The organism is Shewanella sp. BJSY2023SW007 (genome assembly GCF_047314525.1).
GTDB lineage: Bacteria > Pseudomonadota > Gammaproteobacteria > Enterobacterales > Shewanellaceae > Shewanella > Shewanella chilikensis.
This window is the reverse complement of the sequence record NZ_JBKORL010000066.1, coordinates 13,462-29,105: the sequence shown is the minus strand read 5'-3', so window position 1 is coordinate 29,105 and position 15,644 is coordinate 13,462. Positions and strand designations below refer to the sequence as shown.

Below are 15,644 nucleotides of genomic sequence, written 5' to 3'. Positions count from 1 at the left end.
CATCCAAAAAAGAATTTAAGGCATCAATATGGAACTCTATAACCTCAAGCACCCGGCACAGCGGGTAAGTTTTACTGAAGCGCTCAAGCTGGGTCTTGGCATGGACCGAGGGCTCTTTTTCCCAACCCGGATCCCGAAACTGGCAGATGTCGATGCCTTGTTGGCTCTGCCTTTTGTCGAGCGCAGCAAGCAGATACTCGGCGCCTGGCTCGCCGATGAACTGGGGCAGGACTGTGTCGACAAACTGGTGGAGCAAGCGTTTAATTTCCCTCTGCCGCTGGTGCAGGTGGATGCGCAGCGCAGTTGTCTGGAGCTGTTTCATGGGCCAACCTTGGCTTTCAAAGACTTCGGTGCCCGTTTTATGGCTCAGTGTCTCAACCAGCTTGGCGGCTCAGAGCCGCTGACCATTTTGACCGCGACCTCCGGGGATACAGGCGCGGCGGTGGCCGATGCCTTCTTTGGCCTGGATAAGGTGCGGGTGATGGTGCTCTATCCCAAAGGCAAGATCAGTGAGTTGCAGGAGAAGATGTTTGCCACTCTGGGCGGCAATATTCACACAGTCGCGGTCGAAGCCGACTTCGATGCCTGTCAGCATTTGGTCAAGCAGGCCTTTGAAGACAGTGATATTCGTGACGGTTTGCACCTGAACTCGGCCAACTCCATCAATATCAGCCGTTTGCTGGCGCAGATCTGTTATTACTTTGAAGCGGTCGCCCAGCATAGAAAGCTGCATCAATCGGCGCCGGTTGTCAGTGTCCCCAGTGGTAACTTCGGTAACCTGACCGCGGGTCTGCTGGCCAAAGCCATGGGATTGCCCATCAAGCGCTTTGTGGCGGCCACCAACAGCAATGATACTGTACCGCGCTATTTGAGTTTTGGTGATTGGGCGCCGCGGCAAACTGTTGCGACCATGTCCAACGCCATGGATGTGTCCGAGCCGAGCAACTGGCCCAGAGTGGAAGCGATTTTTGCCGAGATGAAATGGCCGCTGTCTGACTTGTCCGGCTTGGCGCTTTCCGAGGGGCAAACCCGTCAGGCCATGTTAGCGCTTGAGCAGACAGGTTATCTGGCAGAGCCCCATGCAGCGGTGGCCGCCGAGGCACTGCGTTTGTCACTGCAGGATGAAGAGCAGGGGATTTTTCTGGCAACCGCACATCCGGCCAAATTCAAGGATGTGGTCGACCGCGAGTTGAACACCTGTCTGCCACTGCCAGAGGCATTGCAAAGGGTGGCTGATAAGCCGCTGCTTTCGGCTGTTCTGCCGGCCGATTTTGATAGCCTTAAACAGCATATGTTTTCGGTATTGGATTAGGGATTAGAGCTTGGTTTTGGAGGTCAAATAGGCTTCCAAAATCAAGGGTTAGGTGAAACATCTACAGCTGTAGGCGAATCAATACAGATCCAATAGATAAAACAATACGTTGGATCTGTGTTTGGCTTGGCAGTATCTGCCAAGTGTATGATCAATCCAGGTGTGGATCTGAGCCGGTTTGGTAGTCGAAAGTTGGCATGGCCCAGTGATACTTAATAGCCAGCATCCTCAAACTGAACCCCAGAGTGAGACACAGGCTGAGATTTAGCCATTCTGCCAGTTGCCATTGCGACAAAAATACATAGAGCCCGGCAGTGATGATGGAGATCACTGCGTACAGCTCCTTGCGAAAGATCAGCGGCATCTGATTACAGAGAATGTCGCGAATAATACCGCCGAAAACCCCGGTAACCACACCCATTACCACAGCCACTACGGGACTGAAACCCAGCAGCAGGGTCTTTTGGGCTCCGACAATGGAAAACACAGCCAGTCCAAGGGCATCGATTGCCAGAAACAGCTTTGACAGGTAACGCATCACAGGGGCGATTATCACAGTTAGCAGTGAAGCAAAGCCGATAGCCACCAGATAATGCCAGTTTTCTACCCAGATCAGCGGGTAGTTACCCAATAGCATGTCTCTGAGCGTGCCGCCGCCTATGGCGGTAGCACAACCTATAATTACCACGCCAAAGAGATCCATCTGTTTTTTACCCGCCGCCAAGGCGCCGGTCATTGCTTCGGCCAGTACACCAATCAGCCAAAGTATGGCGATAAACTGAGCTTCTTGCATAATATTCGCATCAAAATGACAGAGGATCAGAATTCTGCCGGAAAATACCGCAGTTTAACAGTGATTTTATTTAAATATTTGGATTAGTTTTATTTATGTATTATTTGGTTTGTTTAGGTTATAAATTTTTAGTTTTATGATTTTAAATGGTTTTATTTTTTACTTTGCATGAGGATTACTGATTGATGTGTGTGATTGTCTTTCTCTCGTTTTGTTTGGACTATTTGGCTGTGTCAATTTGGTAAAAAGTCCAGTTATATAGCTTTGCCCTCCTGGCGCTGTACAGTCAAGCCGAGCGGCGCTAGAGTGTTTTGTCCCATGTATCTTAATGTGGGCAACTGGATGTGATATGGGGGATAGATGATAGATTTCAGAAGTGATACCGTGACCCAACCTACTGCGGCGATGCGCCAGGCCATGGCGGCCGCGCAGGTGGGCGATGATGTTTACGGCGATGACCCTACGGTCAATCGCCTCGAAGCCATGGCCGCCGAGATGTTCGGTTTTGACAGTGCCTTGTTTACCAGCTCGGGCACTCAGGCCAACCTGTTGGCACTCATGTCCCACTGCGAGCGGGGCGATGAATACCTGTGTGGCCAACAAGCCCATAATTATAAGTTTGAAGGAGGTGGTGCGGCCGTGCTTGGCAGTATTCAGCCTCAACCACTGAATAATCAGGCCGACGGCAGTGTAGCGCTTGAAGATATTCGCGCTGCCATCAAACCCGATGATTTTCACTTTGCCCGCACCCGTCTATTAAGCCTGGAAAACACCATAGGTGGAAAGGTATTGCCACAGGAATACCTGGCCAAGGCGCAGCAGTTGGCCTTCAATCACGGTTTGAAAATCCATCTTGATGGCGCACGGGTGGCCAATGCTGCTGTGGCGCAGGGGTTGGAGATAGCCGATATAACCCAATATTTCGACTCGGTATCTATCTGTCTATCCAAGGGGTTAGCGGCACCGGTTGGCTCTTTATTACTCGGAGATGAGCGGCTTATTAATAAGGCGCGTCGCTGGCGGAAGATGCTGGGTGGCGGAATGCGCCAGGCCGGTATTCTGGCTGCGGCAGCCGAGCTGGCCTTGACTGAGCAGGTGGCGCGTTTGGCGGAAGATCACGCCAATGCCAAGGCTTTGGCCGAAGGTTTGAGTCAGTTGGAAGAGTTGGCATTGGATATGAGCCAGGTACAAACCAATATGGTGTTTGCCACTTTGGCCGATGAAGTGGATATTGAAGCTCTGGTCAAAGGCTTGTTGCAGGAAGGAGTGCGTATCAGCGGCGCTCGGCAACTACGCCTGGTGACTCACAAAGATATCAGCGCTGCTGATATCGACAAGACTCTGCAGGCCTTCAAACGGGTGCTCAGCCAGGTTTGAGCACGGTCCATTAGGGTGCAGCAGGAGTTATCCTGGTGCATCGCAATGGTATTTATGAGCATAAGTTTGGTGTAACTTATTGAATTATATTGATTGAATGTTTGGCGTCCAATTTGCTTTAGTTCAAGTGCGAATTTCAATCATAGGCGAATGCGAGGACGCAAACATGAAATACTACAGTCGGCGTTTGGTTAAACACGAACATCTCAACCCGGCGGGAGCCTTGTTCGGTGGACAGTTGATGAGCTGGATTGATGAGGAAGCGGCCATCTTCGCCGCATGCCAGATGAAGAGTGTCAGCCATGTGACCAAGCTTATCTCGGAAATCAACTTTATGACCCCGGCAAAGCTTGGGGATGTGATTGAATTTGGCCTTGAGCTTATCAGCCTGGGGCATACTTCCATCACCATTCGCTGCGAAGTGCGCAATAAACTGAATCTGGCGCCTATTGTCAGCATTGACAAGATGGTCTTCGTCAATGTGAATGAAGCCGGCTTGCCCGTGCCTCACGGTATGCGGGCCAATGCCGCTTGATAACTCTAATGTTTGAATGCGCTTGCCAACCAGGCTGAGCTTTGCCCGGTTGGCTGGCGAGAAAGGGCTTGAATTTCTTGGGCGTGATGGCTCAGTTTTTCAATTCTTCCTTGACCGATTTGGCGGCATCACGGGAGGCGTGGCCGATTTCACGGGTCACATCCCGGGTGGTGTGGCCTATCTCCTTGGTCACGTCTCTGGTGGTGTGGCCTATGGTACGGCCGGTTTCCTTGAGCTCGGCACAGGCGCCAAGACTAAGTAATGCAACAAGAAGCAGTAATGTTTTCATCATTTTATCCTTATAGCTTGCCGGTCAATTGAGCGTATTTTACCAGCAATTCGTCTTGGGTTTCCTGATGTTCGGGATCCTTGTCGATACAGTCTATAGGGCAGACAGAAACACAGGTTGGGTTGTCATAGTGGCCAACACATTCGGTGCAGCGCGCCGGATCTATTTCATAGATCTCTTCACCCATAGTGATGGCTTGGTTGGGACACTCGGGCTCACACATATCGCAGTTAATGCAGCTGTCATCAATGATTAAGGCCATTGCCTTGTCTTTCCTCGAAATTACTTATCCTGTCTTGCAGGTTTTCGTTCAATGCTTGGCGCACAAAAATAGTGGCAAGTGGCGCTCAAGCTAAGTCATAACACAGATTTTATCATAGGGGGAGCACCTGTCGGCAGCACTATTATTGATAACCAGTGTGCATGGCTACAAAGGGATTGTTATAGAGCACTATGGCTTGCGTAAAACGAAAGACTGCCTGAAGGCAGCCTTTCGTGTAAAGGTTGAGAACATACTCAGGAAGACAGGATTCACTTGGTTGCGGCGTGTGGATTGCGGGTATCAGTTCCTTCCGGCAAGTTACGCAGCAAGATGGCCGAGTCCAGTTCCAAATCGGCCGGTACCGGCATATAGACAGTATGGCCCGATCCTAAACCTGCCTCAACGGCTTCGCCCTTACGGTTTTGCAAACTTTCCAATGTCAGGTTGATGTTGCCTTGCGGTGTCATCATCTCCAGGCTGTCACCCAGCAAAAACTTGTTCTTCACTTCGATTTCGGCCAGGCCTTCGGCGTTACGCTTACCGGTAAACTCACCGACAAACTGCTGGTTGTCACTGATAGAGTGGCCGTATTCGTAGTTCTGGTACTCATCGTGAACATGACGGCGCAAGAAGCCCTCGGTGTAGCCCCTGTGAGCCAAGCCTTCCAGGCGGTTCATCAGGCTGCGGTCGAAGTCTTTTCCGGCTGCGGCATCGTCTATGGCCTGACGGTAAAGCTGCGCCGTGCGCGCCACGTAGTAGAAGGACTTGGTGCGGCCTTCAATCTTCAATGAATCCACGCCGATACGGCTCAGGCGCTCTACATGCTGAATGGCGCGCAGATCTTTGGAGTTCATTATGTAGGTGCCGTGCTCGTCTTCGAAGGCCGGCATATATTCGCCGGGGCGGTTGGCCTCCTGCAGCAGGAAAATCTGATCGCTGCTTGGGCCCTGGCCTAAAGTCGGCTGCTCTATCTGCACCGGATTGACTGCGACTATGTCGCCGGTTTCATTTTCCTTGGCCTCGTGGGCATCATACTTCCAGCGGCAGGCGTTGGTGCAGGTGCCTTGGTTAGGGTCGCGCTTATTGATATAGCCGGACAACAGGCAACGGCCGGAATAGGCCATGCACAGTGCGCCGTGAACAAACACTTCCAGCTCTATGTCCGGGCAACGCTGACGGATCTCTTCGATTTCATCCAGTGACAGCTCGCGGGAGAGGATCACGCGTTTAATCCCCTGGGACTGCCAGAATTTGACCGAGGCCCAGTTGATGGCGTTGGCCTGTACCGAAAGGTGTACCACCTGCTCGGGAAAGGCTTCACGAACCATCATGATGAGACCGGGATCTGACATGATAAGGGCATCCGGCTGCATGGCGACCACAGGCTCCATGTCCTTGATATAGGTCTTGAGCTTGGCATTGTGGGGAGCGATATTGCTGACCACATAGAGTTTCTTGCCCAGAGCATGGGCTTCCTGAATACCCGTAGCCAGATTTTCCATCTTAAAGTCGTTGTTACGTACCCTTAAGCTGTATCTGGGTTGGCCTGCATATACGGCATCTGCACCATAGGCAAAGGCATAACGCATATTTTTCAGGGTCCCGGCGGGAGACAGAAGCTCTGGTTTAAACATAATTTACTCTCAATTAACGGCAGTCCGGCGGTTGCGCGACTTGGCAGCAGGGGCGGCATTTTACTCAATTAGGGCCGGGCTATCAAATATCCCCGCCCCGGGTTACCAATCAGTAAACTTTGGCCATTTAAAATTGCCTGAATGGCTCAACTTGGCAAGCCATTACGAGGTCTTCAATCCCGGCAAGTTGTTACTTGGTTGAATTTTAGTGGCAGTCAACATCACTTGACGCTTTTTTACGCTCGCGGCCGCCGGGGTTGCTGATATACTGAGTCACAGTATTTGAACAGTTTTTTTACATTGGAGAGTGCATGTCTACCGAACATCAACTCTTGGTTGGTTTGTTGCGGAAACTCAAGAACGATACCCTGGTGCTACCCACTTTGCCGGAAGTGGCCATGCGGGTGCAGGAAGTCGTCAGTCGTCCCGATTCAAGCCTGAGGGAGGTTGCCGATATCATAGGTCAGGATGCCGCCATATCGGCGCGTATGATCAAGGTAGCCAATAGTGCTTTCTACAGCCGGGGGATCCCGGCGGAAAACATCAACAGCGCGGTGACCCGTATAGGCTTGGCGCAGATAAAATCCATCGCTACCTCTATCGCCATGGAGCAGCTGTTTATTTCCACCAACGAAATGGTGTGGGAAGTCATGGACGAAGTGTGGCGCACATCAATAGATGTTACCGCTGCGGCCGGCGCCATGTTACTTATCTATAACAAGACCCATCCGGGCAGCGGCCTGAATTATGATACTTTGACCCTGGCGGGCCTGGTGCACAATATAGGTGCCTTGCCGGTACTGACCGAGGCCGAGGCACACCCCGAGCTTTTTGGCAGCATAGATCAGCTAAGAGCCTTGGTGCGCAAGATGCAAGGGCCCATAGGGCGGGCGGTACTCAAGAGCTGGGACTTTGCCCCGGATGTGATGGAAGTGGTCGAACGCTGGGCCGATCTGCCCTATCTGCCGGATCATGTGACTTACTTGGATTTTATTCGTTCGGCGGCCTTCTATACCGGTGAGTTACGAGCCGGCGCCGAGCTTGAGCAGCGTTTGGAAGTCTTTGTTGACAGAGGTCTACCCGTCAGTGCCGAACTACTTGGCTGTGATGAGTTTCTGGATAAATATCATTCAATCAAGCAAAGCTATGAGTAAGTATTGAATTAACCCATCTTTGTTGTTCACGGGAGAATACCACTTTGATGATAGGCCCATGGTTGCTTTCTATCGCGTTAATTACTGTGTTTATTCTCCTTTTGTGGCGCCGCCAGCGCCAAAAAGAACGTCGCTTTATCAAGCGGCTTGGCATGCAACTCGATAATCAGATAAAAGCCCGCGCACCACTCGAACTGCCTTGGGTGCCGGTCGCATTTTATGATTTGGTTAATAGTCTGGAGAAGTTGCTGCAGGCGCTTCCGCCTCCCGTGGGGAAAGATAAACTCACAGGCCTTGCCAATCGGGTAGGGCTCAAGCGCAGCGTTACCGCCTTGATGCCGTTGCAACAGGGCACCATGGTGCTGCTGGACATCTACCGTTTCCGTTACGTCAATGACCTGTTTGGCTTTGCCTTTGGTGATCAGCTGCTCAAGCAGATGGCAGACCGCCTGCTGGGGTTGCAACATGGGCCCAGGTTATTGGCGCGAATGAATGAAGATGAGTTTCTGCTGTACTTTGAGCAGCAACAGACAGAAGAAGATCTTCATCGGCTGCGGGGCAGGTTGCAGGTGCCTTTTGATATTGACGGTACGCCTGTAAGTATTCGCATTCAGATGGGTTATCTGGATTTACATGCTCATCATACCAATCTCAGCTTGATGTTGCGCCGCCTGGATCTGGCGCTGAAAAAGGCCCGCAATAGCCGTGATCTGCTGGCCGGTTATCAGACGGGTGAAGACAGTATCCAAATGCGCGAGCTGGAGATCATCAACAGTCTGCCCAAGGCGTTGAAGACAGGTCAGTTGTATCTGGTTTACCAGGCCAAAGAAGAGGTGAACAGCGGCCTTTGTCGCCAGGTCGAAGCGCTTATTCGCTGGGAACATCCGAAATTCGGCGCCATTTCTCCGGCCGAGTTTATTCCGTTGGCTGAGTATTCCGGCATGATAGGCCTGGTGAGTCATTGGGCGCTGGAGCAGGTGATGCTACAGCAGCGTAAGTGGCGCAGTGGTGGCTTTAAAGTGCGAATTGCACTTAACCTCTCGGCGCAGGACCTCAACAACGGCTGCATGCTGCAGGAGATTGAACGTCAATTGCAAGAATACCAGTTGCCGGGTGATGTGCTGGCGATAGAGATCACCGAGAGCAGCCTGATGGCCGACCTCGAGCAGGCGATAAAAATCCTGGAGCGGCTGCGGCAACTGGATATTCGCCTGGCGATAGATGATTTTGGTACCGGGCACTCGTCGCTGGCCTATTTGAAAAATCTGCCGGTAGATGAAGTCAAAATCGACAAGGCCTTTAACGAAGAGCTGCTCAGCAACAGTAATGCCAAGCATATCATGCGTGCCAGTATTCAGATGGCCAAGTCGCTGGGGTTTGAGGTCACTGTCGAGGGGGTAGAGTCGATGGCGCTGAAACAGGTGCTAATTTCCATGGGGGCTGACCAACTGCAGGGAGATATTGTTGCCAAACCCAAAACGGCGCCGGAACTGGAGTACTGGTACGCTAAACACTGCATACATGCCAAGACAGCAGGCTGAACTCAAGGGAACTCAATCTGCTGTAGTTGAGCAGCCAACTGTTCGAGTAGTGTCGCAGGCATGGGACAAAGCTGACGCTGACTATTCATGCATACCATTTCCACCCTGCCGTTGACCGCAGCCCTGACAGCGTTTTCACGCCAGATCTCCTGTTCCCACACGGTGCGGTATTTGCTTTCGAAGGCAAAGCGGGTACGGACATCCAGGATATCGGCAAATTCGACCCCTTCCTGACAGGTAAGCTCGGAGCGGTAGACCGCAAAACCTATTCCATCCGAATGCCACAGGCGTTTGAGTTCGTTGGCCCCTATGACCTGTTCACGGGCGCGCTCGAAGTACTTCAGAAAATTGGGGTGATACACCACGCCGGAAAAATCTGTGTCTTCGTAGTAGATCTGCAATTGAAAATGGAACCAAGGGCTGAAGCTGAGTTGCATGCGGATACCTGTGGTAGATTCGTGCCCGGCAGTTTAACACTGTGATAGCGAAAGATGAGCACTCAGAAGCGACCATTGTTGATTATTTGCTGATATTGACCGCTTTGTTTCATCTGTCGCAACCCTTTATCCAATGCCTTGGCCAAAGCCGGTGAGTCGGCGTCCTGCAGTGAGAATGCCAGGAATATTCGGCTCTGATGGTTGGGAAATGCCGGCAGAATCTCCTCCTTCACTCCCATACGTTTGATAACGCCTTCGGCCACCTTGTCGAACATAATGGCGGCATCTATACGGTTGAGCAGCAGGAGATTGAGCAGTTGTTCCTGACTGGCGACCTGAACCAGCTGCAACTGTTTGCTTAGTTTGGCGAATTCATCGCCATATTCATAACCTTTGATAACCCCTACGACACTCCCCCTCGGAAGTTGCCATTTGTTTTGGGCACTCAGTGGCCGGTTTTTGTTGTAGTAGAAGGAGGCATTGGCAATAAACAGTGGCTCTTCACCAAACAGAAAACCCGCCTCAGTACTGCGCTCACGAGTGACATTGAACACTCCTTGAACCTGGCCCTTTCGGGCCATCATCAAGGCTCTGGAGTAGGGTACTACCAAGCTTTCCACTTGGATATGTTCAATAGAAAAAGCCGCGGCGATCAGTTGGTGAGATAAGCCTTGCCCGGTTCTGTCGGCGAAAGGGGGCCAACTGTCTTCGGCGGCGAGTAAGACTTTATTCTGAGGGGTTGCCCTGGTTGACTTGGTAGGTAATATGCAAAGAAAACAAATTAATACAGCTATTATTCCAGATCTCATTCTCGTCCTTTGGTTGAGCGGCCCGGTTATAAAGACTAAAAATAGTACCTGAGTCTTAGTCTTTTCGATAGTCTCAGCGAGACAAGTTTTTGAGTTGTGAGCTTGGCGACAGTTACGTTATACGGGTTTGCATTACAATAATCATTAGATTAATCTCATTAAAATTTTTCTAATGGATGAGGTAGTACCATGCCAGAAAAGATTATTGAACTTGAAACCAAAATGGGTAAAGGCTGGAAAGTGACAGCACAGGTGCGTGAGCATACCTTGGTCATTGACCAACCGACGGCCGGTAACGAAGGGGCCAATCCGCTGGAGACTTTCCTGTTTTCTCTGGGGGGCTGTATTTCTGCCATTGCCAGAATGGTGGCCAGAGAGCAGAAAATCGATCTCCGGGGGATGAATATCAAGGTGCGTGGCGAGATGAATTCCGACGGTTTGCTGGGGAAAGTCAGCGAGGATCCTGTCGGATTTCGCCGTATCACCTTGGATGCCGATATCGATGCCGACTTGACGGCAGAGCAGAAGCAGCAGTTTCTCGATACTGTCTGCCATCGTTGTCCCGTGCATGACAACCTGCTGAGTGCCTCAAGAGTAGAGCATCAAAGTATCTGAGGCCTGAAGCTTCAAATGCGCTTGGCTTGAGCACAGCCAATCCTGGCCAAACCCGGGCTAAATAAAATAAAGCGCTGATCCAGGCTTGCTGCTGTGAATACTGGCAGGCTGACAGATAACCACTGACTCAGACGGCAAAATGCCGTTTCGCCTCCTACACTTGCAAGGGAAGATGCAAGTTCAGGGATAACAGAGCAAAGGAGGCGAAAATGAGTTATATCGATGTGGTGGTCGCTCCGGTTCCCAGCGCCAAGAAACAGCAATATCTTGAGCATGCACGCCGGGCGGCGGGTCTGTTCAAGTCTCAGGGCGCTTTGGAGCTGGTAGAATGCTGGGGGGATGATGTCCCGGAAGGTAAGCTTACTTCCATGCCTATGGCGGTAAAGCGCCAAGACGACGAGACTGTGGTGGTTTCCTGGATCCTTTGGCCGGACAAGGCCACGCGTGATAAAGGCATGCAGTTTATCATGACAGATCCTTCCGTTCCCGAGACTCTCGGCGATATGCCGTTCGATGGCAAGAGAATGATCTGGGGCGGCTTTGAGATGCTGTTCAAGGAATAGCTTTTCTTTGACTCCTCAATAAAACAAGGGATGCCGCTTGGCATCCCTTGTTTTATTGAGGCTCCTTATTGACCCAGACAGAATCAATCTGAACCTGAGCCTATGTTTATCTGCGCCTGCTGCCGGGCGATAGCGGCATTGAGCCTGTCTTTGACATGGCCGGGCGACTTGGTGTTATAGGACAAGAGTCGATACATGGCCGGGATCACCAACAGGGTGACAAAGGTCGCAAACGCCATACCGAAGAACACCACAGTACCCACGGCAATACGGCTCTCAGAGCCGGCACCAGTGGAGAAGATAAGCGGAATCGCGCCGACAATCGCGGTGAAGGAGGTCATCAGGATAGGCCGCAAACGCCGCGCTGAGGCATCGATAACCGCCTGTTCGAAGGCCAGCCCCTTGTCTCGCAGTTGGTTGGCAAATTCGACGATCAGAATCCCGTTCTTGGTTACCATGCCTATCAACATGATCATCCCTATCTGGCTGTAGAGGTTGAGTCCTTGTTGTGTCAGCCACAGACCAAGGAAGCCGCCGAAAACCCCCATAGGGACGGTCAACATCACCACCAGTGGGTTGATAAAGCTTTCGAACTGAGCCGCCAGCACCAGATAAACCACCAAGAGGGCCAAACCGAATACCAGCAGCATGCTGCTCTGGTTTTCCTTGAAGTCTTTCGACTCACCTGTGTAGCTGATACTGATATCACCGGGCAGGGATTCAATCGCCTTGGCGTCGAGGAAATCCAGTGCTTCCCCCAGAGTGGCGCCATCCATGAGGTTAGCCTTGATGGTGATGGATTTTTGTTTATTGGTATGGCTCAGTCGCTGCGGCGAGGCCACTTCTTCGATATGCGTCAGGCTGTCGAGGGTAACCAGCTCGCCCTTGGTGGTCCGCATATAGATCTGGCTGAGGTCGCTCATGCTGCTGAACTGTTTTTCATCCCCGCGCACGTAGACATCATACTCTTCACCCCTGTCCACATAAGTGGTTTGCTTGCGGCCGCCGAGCATCACCTCCAGGGTTTCCGAAACATCGGCAACACTGACACCAAGCTCTGCCGCCCTTTGTCGGTCAACCGTGACCAGAAGCTCAGGGGTGGTTTCGGCATAATCCAGATCGGCGCCGCGCATCAGGCCACTGCTGTTGGCCTCCTGTTGCAGCAGCTGTGCCCATTTGAACAGCTCTTTATAGTCGGATCCGCCGATAACAAACTGCACCGGCTCACTGGAGCGGCCACGGAAGCCGGGTAACATGGGACGCACCATCACATCGGGAATATCTTTCAATACTTGGGCTATCATCACCAGCGCCTGATCGGCGTTGATATCCCTGTCCTCCCAATCCTCGAGCTGCATGATCACAAAACCTGTTTGATCACCGGCGCGGCCACCAAAGGCCGGCGCCTGCACACTGAAGGACTTGAGCACGCCCTGGCCCAGCAGCGGCATCAGCCTATCCTGTACTATATCCATGTTGGCTGTCATGCGGTTATAGCTGGTGCCTTCGGCGCCCTTGATAAAGGCGAAGATCACTCCGCGGTCTTCCTGCGGCGCCAGCTGTGCAGGAATATGGTTTACCAGCAAGGCGCTGCCGCCGATACAGGCGAGGATCACCAGGGGCGCCGCAACCTTGTGACGTATGGCAATGGCCACCATGGCGCGATACTTAAGCTCGAGCGCGGCAAAGAATCGATTCAAGGCGCGGTTGAAGGCGTTGGGTTTGACATTGGCCTTGAGCAACTGGCTGCTGAGCACAGGTGTCAGTGTTAGCGCGACCAGGGATGAGAACAGTACAGACACCGCCAGCAGCACGGAAAACTCGGTGAACAGCAAGCCGACCATGCCTTCCATAAAGGAGATGGGCAGAAATACCATCACCAATACCGCCGTGGTGGCAATAACGGCAAAGCCCACTTCGCGGGTGCCCTTGTAGGCGGCCAGCAGCGGATCTTCCCCGCGCTCTATGTGGTGAAAGATATTCTCTACCACCACAATGGCGTCATCCACCACCAGGCCTATGGCCAGGATCAGTGCCATCAGGGTCAGCAGGTTGATGGAAAAGCCCAAGAAGTAGGCGGCCATAAAGGCCGAGATCAGCGATACCGGCACAGTCACAGCAGGAATAAGCGTTGCCCGCAGCTGGCCGATAAAAATATACAGTACCAGCAGTACCAGCGCCGCCGTGATATAGAGGGTGTAATACACCTCGTCTATGGCCTGATCGATAAACACGGTCGAGTCGTAGTCCACATATAGCTGGGTACCGGCCGGCAGAAACTTTTGCAGTGCGTCCACCTGCTTGTAAACATCTTTGGCGACATCCAGCGGATTGGCATCCGATTGCGGCACTATCCCCAGGCTGAGGTTGACTATGCCATTGCTCTTGAAAGTGGAGTTTTCATTCTCGGCGCCGACAAACACCTCGGCCACATCCTTGAGATAAACCGGCGAGCCGTTTGCGCTGCTGACCTGCAGATAGTCGAATTGCTCAGGGCTCAGATAGAGGCGGGCGGTGCGCACTGTCATCACAGTGGTGTCGTTACGCAGCTCGCCGCCGGGGGATTCCATATTCTCCGCCTTGAGGGCTGTAAGGATATCCTGCACAGTGACATTGCGACCGGCCATCTGCTCAGGCTTGAGGCGCACATACATCACCTTGTAGAGACCACCTGAGATATCCACCGAGCTGACCCCTGTGATCAGGTTGAACTTATCTTCCAGTACCCGGCGGGAATAGTCAGTGAGCTGGGTACGATCCATCTCGCTGGAGCTCAAGTTGACATAGATGGAGGGCTCGCCCGAGCCGTTGTCTTTGGAGACTACCGGGTCGTTGGCCTCTTCCGGCAGCCTGCGCTGCGCCCTGGCCACCGCATCACGGACATCGCTCACCCCTTCGGTGAGATTCCAGCCCAATTTGAAGGTCACAGTGATCCGCGACATGCCGTTGCGGCTCACCGAGGTGATTTCATCGATACCGCTGATGCCTGTCAGCTCATCCTCAAGGTTTTTGGTGACCTGACTCTCCATGATAGAGGCGCTGGCCCCTTCATAGGTGGTCATCACAGTGACGACCGGGCTCTCCACATCCGGCATTTCCCGCACCGACAGCTTGCTGAAAGACACCAGACCAAAGACACACAAAAGCAGGCTCAGCACTATGGCACTGATTGGCCGTTTGACCGATACATCGGATAACAACATCAGTGAAGCTCCCCGGTCTGCTGTACTGCTTCGGCGGTCAAGGGCTTGACACTGGCGCCATCACGAATATTCACCAGCCCCTGAACAACAATGCGATCCCCTTGGCTGACGCCATCTGTGATCAGCACCAGATTGTCGACCCGGGCGCCCAGATGCACTTCGGTGCGGTGGGCTATGCTGCTTTCATCGATGCGATAGACATAACGCTTGGTGCCGGAATACTCCAACGCCTGCACCGGCACTACCGCCTGATGCAGTGGTGGGAAGGTCAGGGTGGCCGACAACATCATGCCAGGCCTCAAGTGTTTGTTTGGGTTGTTGAACTCTACCCTTACCCTGACATTGAGTGTATCCGGGTTGACTCTGGGATCTATGGCAACCACCTTGCCCTGAAATAGTTGGCCGTTCCAGGCACTGCTGCTGCCTTGTACCTGCATGCCGACACTCAGTTGCGACAGATAAGACTCGGGCACCTGCAGATCGAGCCGCAACAAGCTCAGATCATCGAGACTCAAGAGTTCGGTTCCTTGGCTCACCAGCTTACCCTTGCTGAAATCCACCAGGCCCACTGTACCGGAAAAGGGAGCCCGCAGATGATGGTAGGATAGTTCGGCCCTGGCCGAGGCCAGCCTGGCTTCGGCGATACTGACGCTGGCGCGTTGGGCATCAATTTCTGTCTGGGTAATGGCGTTGCGGCCGATCAGTTTTTCATATTCGCCCAACTTACGCCGCTCATCGGCCAGATAAGATTCGGCTTCCATCACTGCCGCCTTGGCCTTGGATTCTTCCAAAACCAGCAAGAGTTCACCTGCCTTCACCTCTTGATTGGAGCGCACTGCGATAGCGTCTATCTTGCCGGCGACTTGAGGCGCTATGGTGACCGAGCGTTCTGCTTCCAGCTTGCCTATCAGAGTCAGGGATTGCGCCAGGGATTGCTCTGTGACTGTGGCGGTAATTACGGGAACGGCGGCTTTGCCCATCCCCATCCCCATGCCTGAGCCGGGCTTTTTGACGGTATTTTCTGCCGTTGGCGTCAATAGGAGATAGGTGGCCACACAAAGGCCAAGGACCACTAGTCCTATGTAGCTTTTCTTCATGGTGTCTTATCTGATTCCGGTAG

15 protein-coding genes are annotated in these 15,644 nt (G+C 52.6%); 7 read left to right on the top strand and 8 right to left on the bottom strand.

The window, feature by feature from the left end:
- Positions 1-28 precede the first annotated feature (28 nt).
- Positions 29-1,312: a threonine synthase gene (gene thrC / locus ACMHXE_RS09890; protein ID WP_101053554.1), complete on the top strand. Its 1,284-nt coding sequence runs from the start codon at positions 29-31 to the stop codon at positions 1,310-1,312.
- 151 nt (positions 1,313-1,463) lie between these two features.
- On the opposite strand, the gene ACMHXE_RS09885 is transcribed toward thrC, so the two are convergent.
- Positions 1,464-2,105, bottom strand: coding sequence for a trimeric intracellular cation channel family protein (locus tag ACMHXE_RS09885; protein WP_101053556.1), 642 nt, complete (start codon positions 2,103-2,105; stop codon positions 1,464-1,466).
- Between the two features lie 360 nt (positions 2,106-2,465).
- On the opposite strand from ACMHXE_RS09885, the gene ltaE reads away from it, so the two are divergent.
- Positions 2,466-3,482, top strand: a complete 1,017-nt coding sequence (gene ltaE / locus ACMHXE_RS09880) for a low-specificity L-threonine aldolase (protein ID WP_165564736.1) — start codon at positions 2,466-2,468, stop codon at positions 3,480-3,482.
- A gap of 166 nt (positions 3,483-3,648) precedes the next feature.
- Positions 3,649-4,017 (top strand): acyl-CoA thioesterase, encoded by a 369-nt coding sequence (locus ACMHXE_RS09875; RefSeq protein WP_025009448.1) that lies wholly within the window; start codon positions 3,649-3,651, stop codon positions 4,015-4,017.
- 91 nt (positions 4,018-4,108) lie between these two features.
- Here ACMHXE_RS09875 and ACMHXE_RS09870 read toward each other — a convergent pair whose 3' ends face one another.
- From ACMHXE_RS09870 to yegQ, 3 genes are all read right to left on the bottom strand, one after another.
- Positions 4,109-4,309, bottom strand: coding sequence for a hypothetical protein (locus ACMHXE_RS09870; protein ID WP_224867401.1), 201 nt, complete (start codon positions 4,307-4,309; stop codon positions 4,109-4,111).
- Positions 4,310-4,316: 7 nt separating this feature from the next.
- Positions 4,317-4,568: a YfhL family 4Fe-4S dicluster ferredoxin gene (locus ACMHXE_RS09865; RefSeq protein WP_028779037.1), complete on the bottom strand. Its 252-nt coding sequence runs from the start codon at positions 4,566-4,568 to the stop codon at positions 4,317-4,319.
- A gap of 269 nt (positions 4,569-4,837) precedes the next feature.
- A complete protein-coding gene (yegQ, locus tag ACMHXE_RS09860) occupies positions 4,838-6,202 on the bottom strand; it encodes a tRNA 5-hydroxyuridine modification protein YegQ (protein ID WP_101053562.1) in 1,365 nt (454 codons plus the stop codon).
- A 311-nt stretch (positions 6,203-6,513) separates the two neighbouring features.
- On the opposite strand from yegQ, the gene ACMHXE_RS09855 reads away from it, so the two are divergent.
- Together ACMHXE_RS09855 and ACMHXE_RS09850 are read left to right on the top strand one after the other, a co-directional pair.
- Complete coding sequence (locus tag ACMHXE_RS09855; protein ID WP_039034241.1) at positions 6,514-7,356, top strand: HDOD domain-containing protein; 843 nt, start codon at positions 6,514-6,516, stop codon at positions 7,354-7,356.
- Between the two features lie 47 nt (positions 7,357-7,403).
- Complete coding sequence (locus ACMHXE_RS09850) at positions 7,404-8,897, top strand: putative bifunctional diguanylate cyclase/phosphodiesterase (RefSeq protein WP_101053564.1); 1,494 nt, start codon at positions 7,404-7,406, stop codon at positions 8,895-8,897.
- Between the two features lie 2 nt (positions 8,898-8,899).
- Here ACMHXE_RS09850 and ACMHXE_RS09845 read toward each other — a convergent pair whose 3' ends face one another.
- Together ACMHXE_RS09845 and ACMHXE_RS09840 are read right to left on the bottom strand one after the other, a co-directional pair.
- Positions 8,900-9,334, bottom strand: a complete 435-nt coding sequence (locus ACMHXE_RS09845; RefSeq protein ID WP_101053566.1) for a thioesterase family protein — start codon at positions 9,332-9,334, stop codon at positions 8,900-8,902.
- Positions 9,335-9,396: 62 nt separating this feature from the next.
- Positions 9,397-10,143: a substrate-binding periplasmic protein gene (locus ACMHXE_RS09840; RefSeq protein ID WP_101053568.1), complete on the bottom strand. Its 747-nt coding sequence runs from the start codon at positions 10,141-10,143 to the stop codon at positions 9,397-9,399.
- A gap of 189 nt (positions 10,144-10,332) precedes the next feature.
- Here ACMHXE_RS09840 and ACMHXE_RS09835 point away from each other — a divergent pair, with 189 nt between their 5' ends.
- On the top strand, positions 10,333-10,758 hold the full coding sequence (locus ACMHXE_RS09835) for an OsmC family protein (RefSeq protein ID WP_101053570.1): 426 nt from the start codon (positions 10,333-10,335) through the stop codon (positions 10,756-10,758).
- A 209-nt stretch (positions 10,759-10,967) separates the two neighbouring features.
- Positions 10,968-11,321 carry a DUF1428 domain-containing protein gene (locus tag ACMHXE_RS09830; protein ID WP_101053572.1) on the top strand — a complete coding sequence of 118 codons (354 nt, stop codon included), beginning with the start codon at positions 10,968-10,970 and terminating at the stop codon, positions 11,319-11,321.
- Between the two features lie 83 nt (positions 11,322-11,404).
- On the opposite strand, the gene ACMHXE_RS09825 is transcribed toward ACMHXE_RS09830, so the two are convergent.
- Positions 11,405-14,524, bottom strand: coding sequence for a multidrug efflux RND transporter permease subunit (locus ACMHXE_RS09825; protein ID WP_413732121.1), 3,120 nt, complete (start codon positions 14,522-14,524; stop codon positions 11,405-11,407).
- Complete coding sequence (locus ACMHXE_RS09820; RefSeq protein ID WP_101053575.1) at positions 14,524-15,621, bottom strand: efflux RND transporter periplasmic adaptor subunit; 1,098 nt, start codon at positions 15,619-15,621, stop codon at positions 14,524-14,526. The genes ACMHXE_RS09825 and ACMHXE_RS09820 overlap by 1 nt, the downstream gene beginning before the upstream one ends.
- Positions 15,622-15,644 lie beyond the last annotated feature (23 nt).

Bases quoted from the DNA above. Each gene is read 5' to 3' on its own strand.
- thrC (WP_101053554.1), top strand. From the start codon at position 29: ATGGAACTCTATAACCTCAAGCACCCGGCACAGCGGGTAAGTTTTACT.
- ACMHXE_RS09885 (WP_101053556.1), bottom strand. From the start codon at position 2,105: ATGCAAGAAGCTCAGTTTATCGCCATACTTTGGCTGATTGGTGTACTG.
- ltaE (WP_165564736.1), top strand. From the start codon at position 2,466: ATGATAGATTTCAGAAGTGATACCGTGACCCAACCTACTGCGGCGATG.
- ACMHXE_RS09875 (WP_025009448.1), top strand. From the start codon at position 3,649: ATGAAATACTACAGTCGGCGTTTGGTTAAACACGAACATCTCAACCCG.
- ACMHXE_RS09870 (WP_224867401.1), bottom strand. From the start codon at position 4,309: ATGATGAAAACATTACTGCTTCTTGTTGCATTACTTAGTCTTGGCGCC.
- ACMHXE_RS09865 (WP_028779037.1), bottom strand. From the start codon at position 4,568: ATGGCCTTAATCATTGATGACAGCTGCATTAACTGCGATATGTGTGAG.
- yegQ (WP_101053562.1), bottom strand. From the start codon at position 6,202: ATGTTTAAACCAGAGCTTCTGTCTCCCGCCGGGACCCTGAAAAATATG.
- ACMHXE_RS09855 (WP_039034241.1), top strand. From the start codon at position 6,514: ATGTCTACCGAACATCAACTCTTGGTTGGTTTGTTGCGGAAACTCAAG.
- ACMHXE_RS09850 (WP_101053564.1), top strand. From the start codon at position 7,404: ATGATAGGCCCATGGTTGCTTTCTATCGCGTTAATTACTGTGTTTATT.
- ACMHXE_RS09845 (WP_101053566.1), bottom strand. From the start codon at position 9,334: ATGCAACTCAGCTTCAGCCCTTGGTTCCATTTTCAATTGCAGATCTAC.
- ACMHXE_RS09840 (WP_101053568.1), bottom strand. From the start codon at position 10,143: ATGAGATCTGGAATAATAGCTGTATTAATTTGTTTTCTTTGCATATTA.
- ACMHXE_RS09835 (WP_101053570.1), top strand. From the start codon at position 10,333: ATGCCAGAAAAGATTATTGAACTTGAAACCAAAATGGGTAAAGGCTGG.
- ACMHXE_RS09830 (WP_101053572.1), top strand. From the start codon at position 10,968: ATGAGTTATATCGATGTGGTGGTCGCTCCGGTTCCCAGCGCCAAGAAA.
- ACMHXE_RS09825 (WP_413732121.1), bottom strand. From the start codon at position 14,524: ATGTTGTTATCCGATGTATCGGTCAAACGGCCAATCAGTGCCATAGTG.
- ACMHXE_RS09820 (WP_101053575.1), bottom strand. From the start codon at position 15,621: ATGAAGAAAAGCTACATAGGACTAGTGGTCCTTGGCCTTTGTGTGGCC.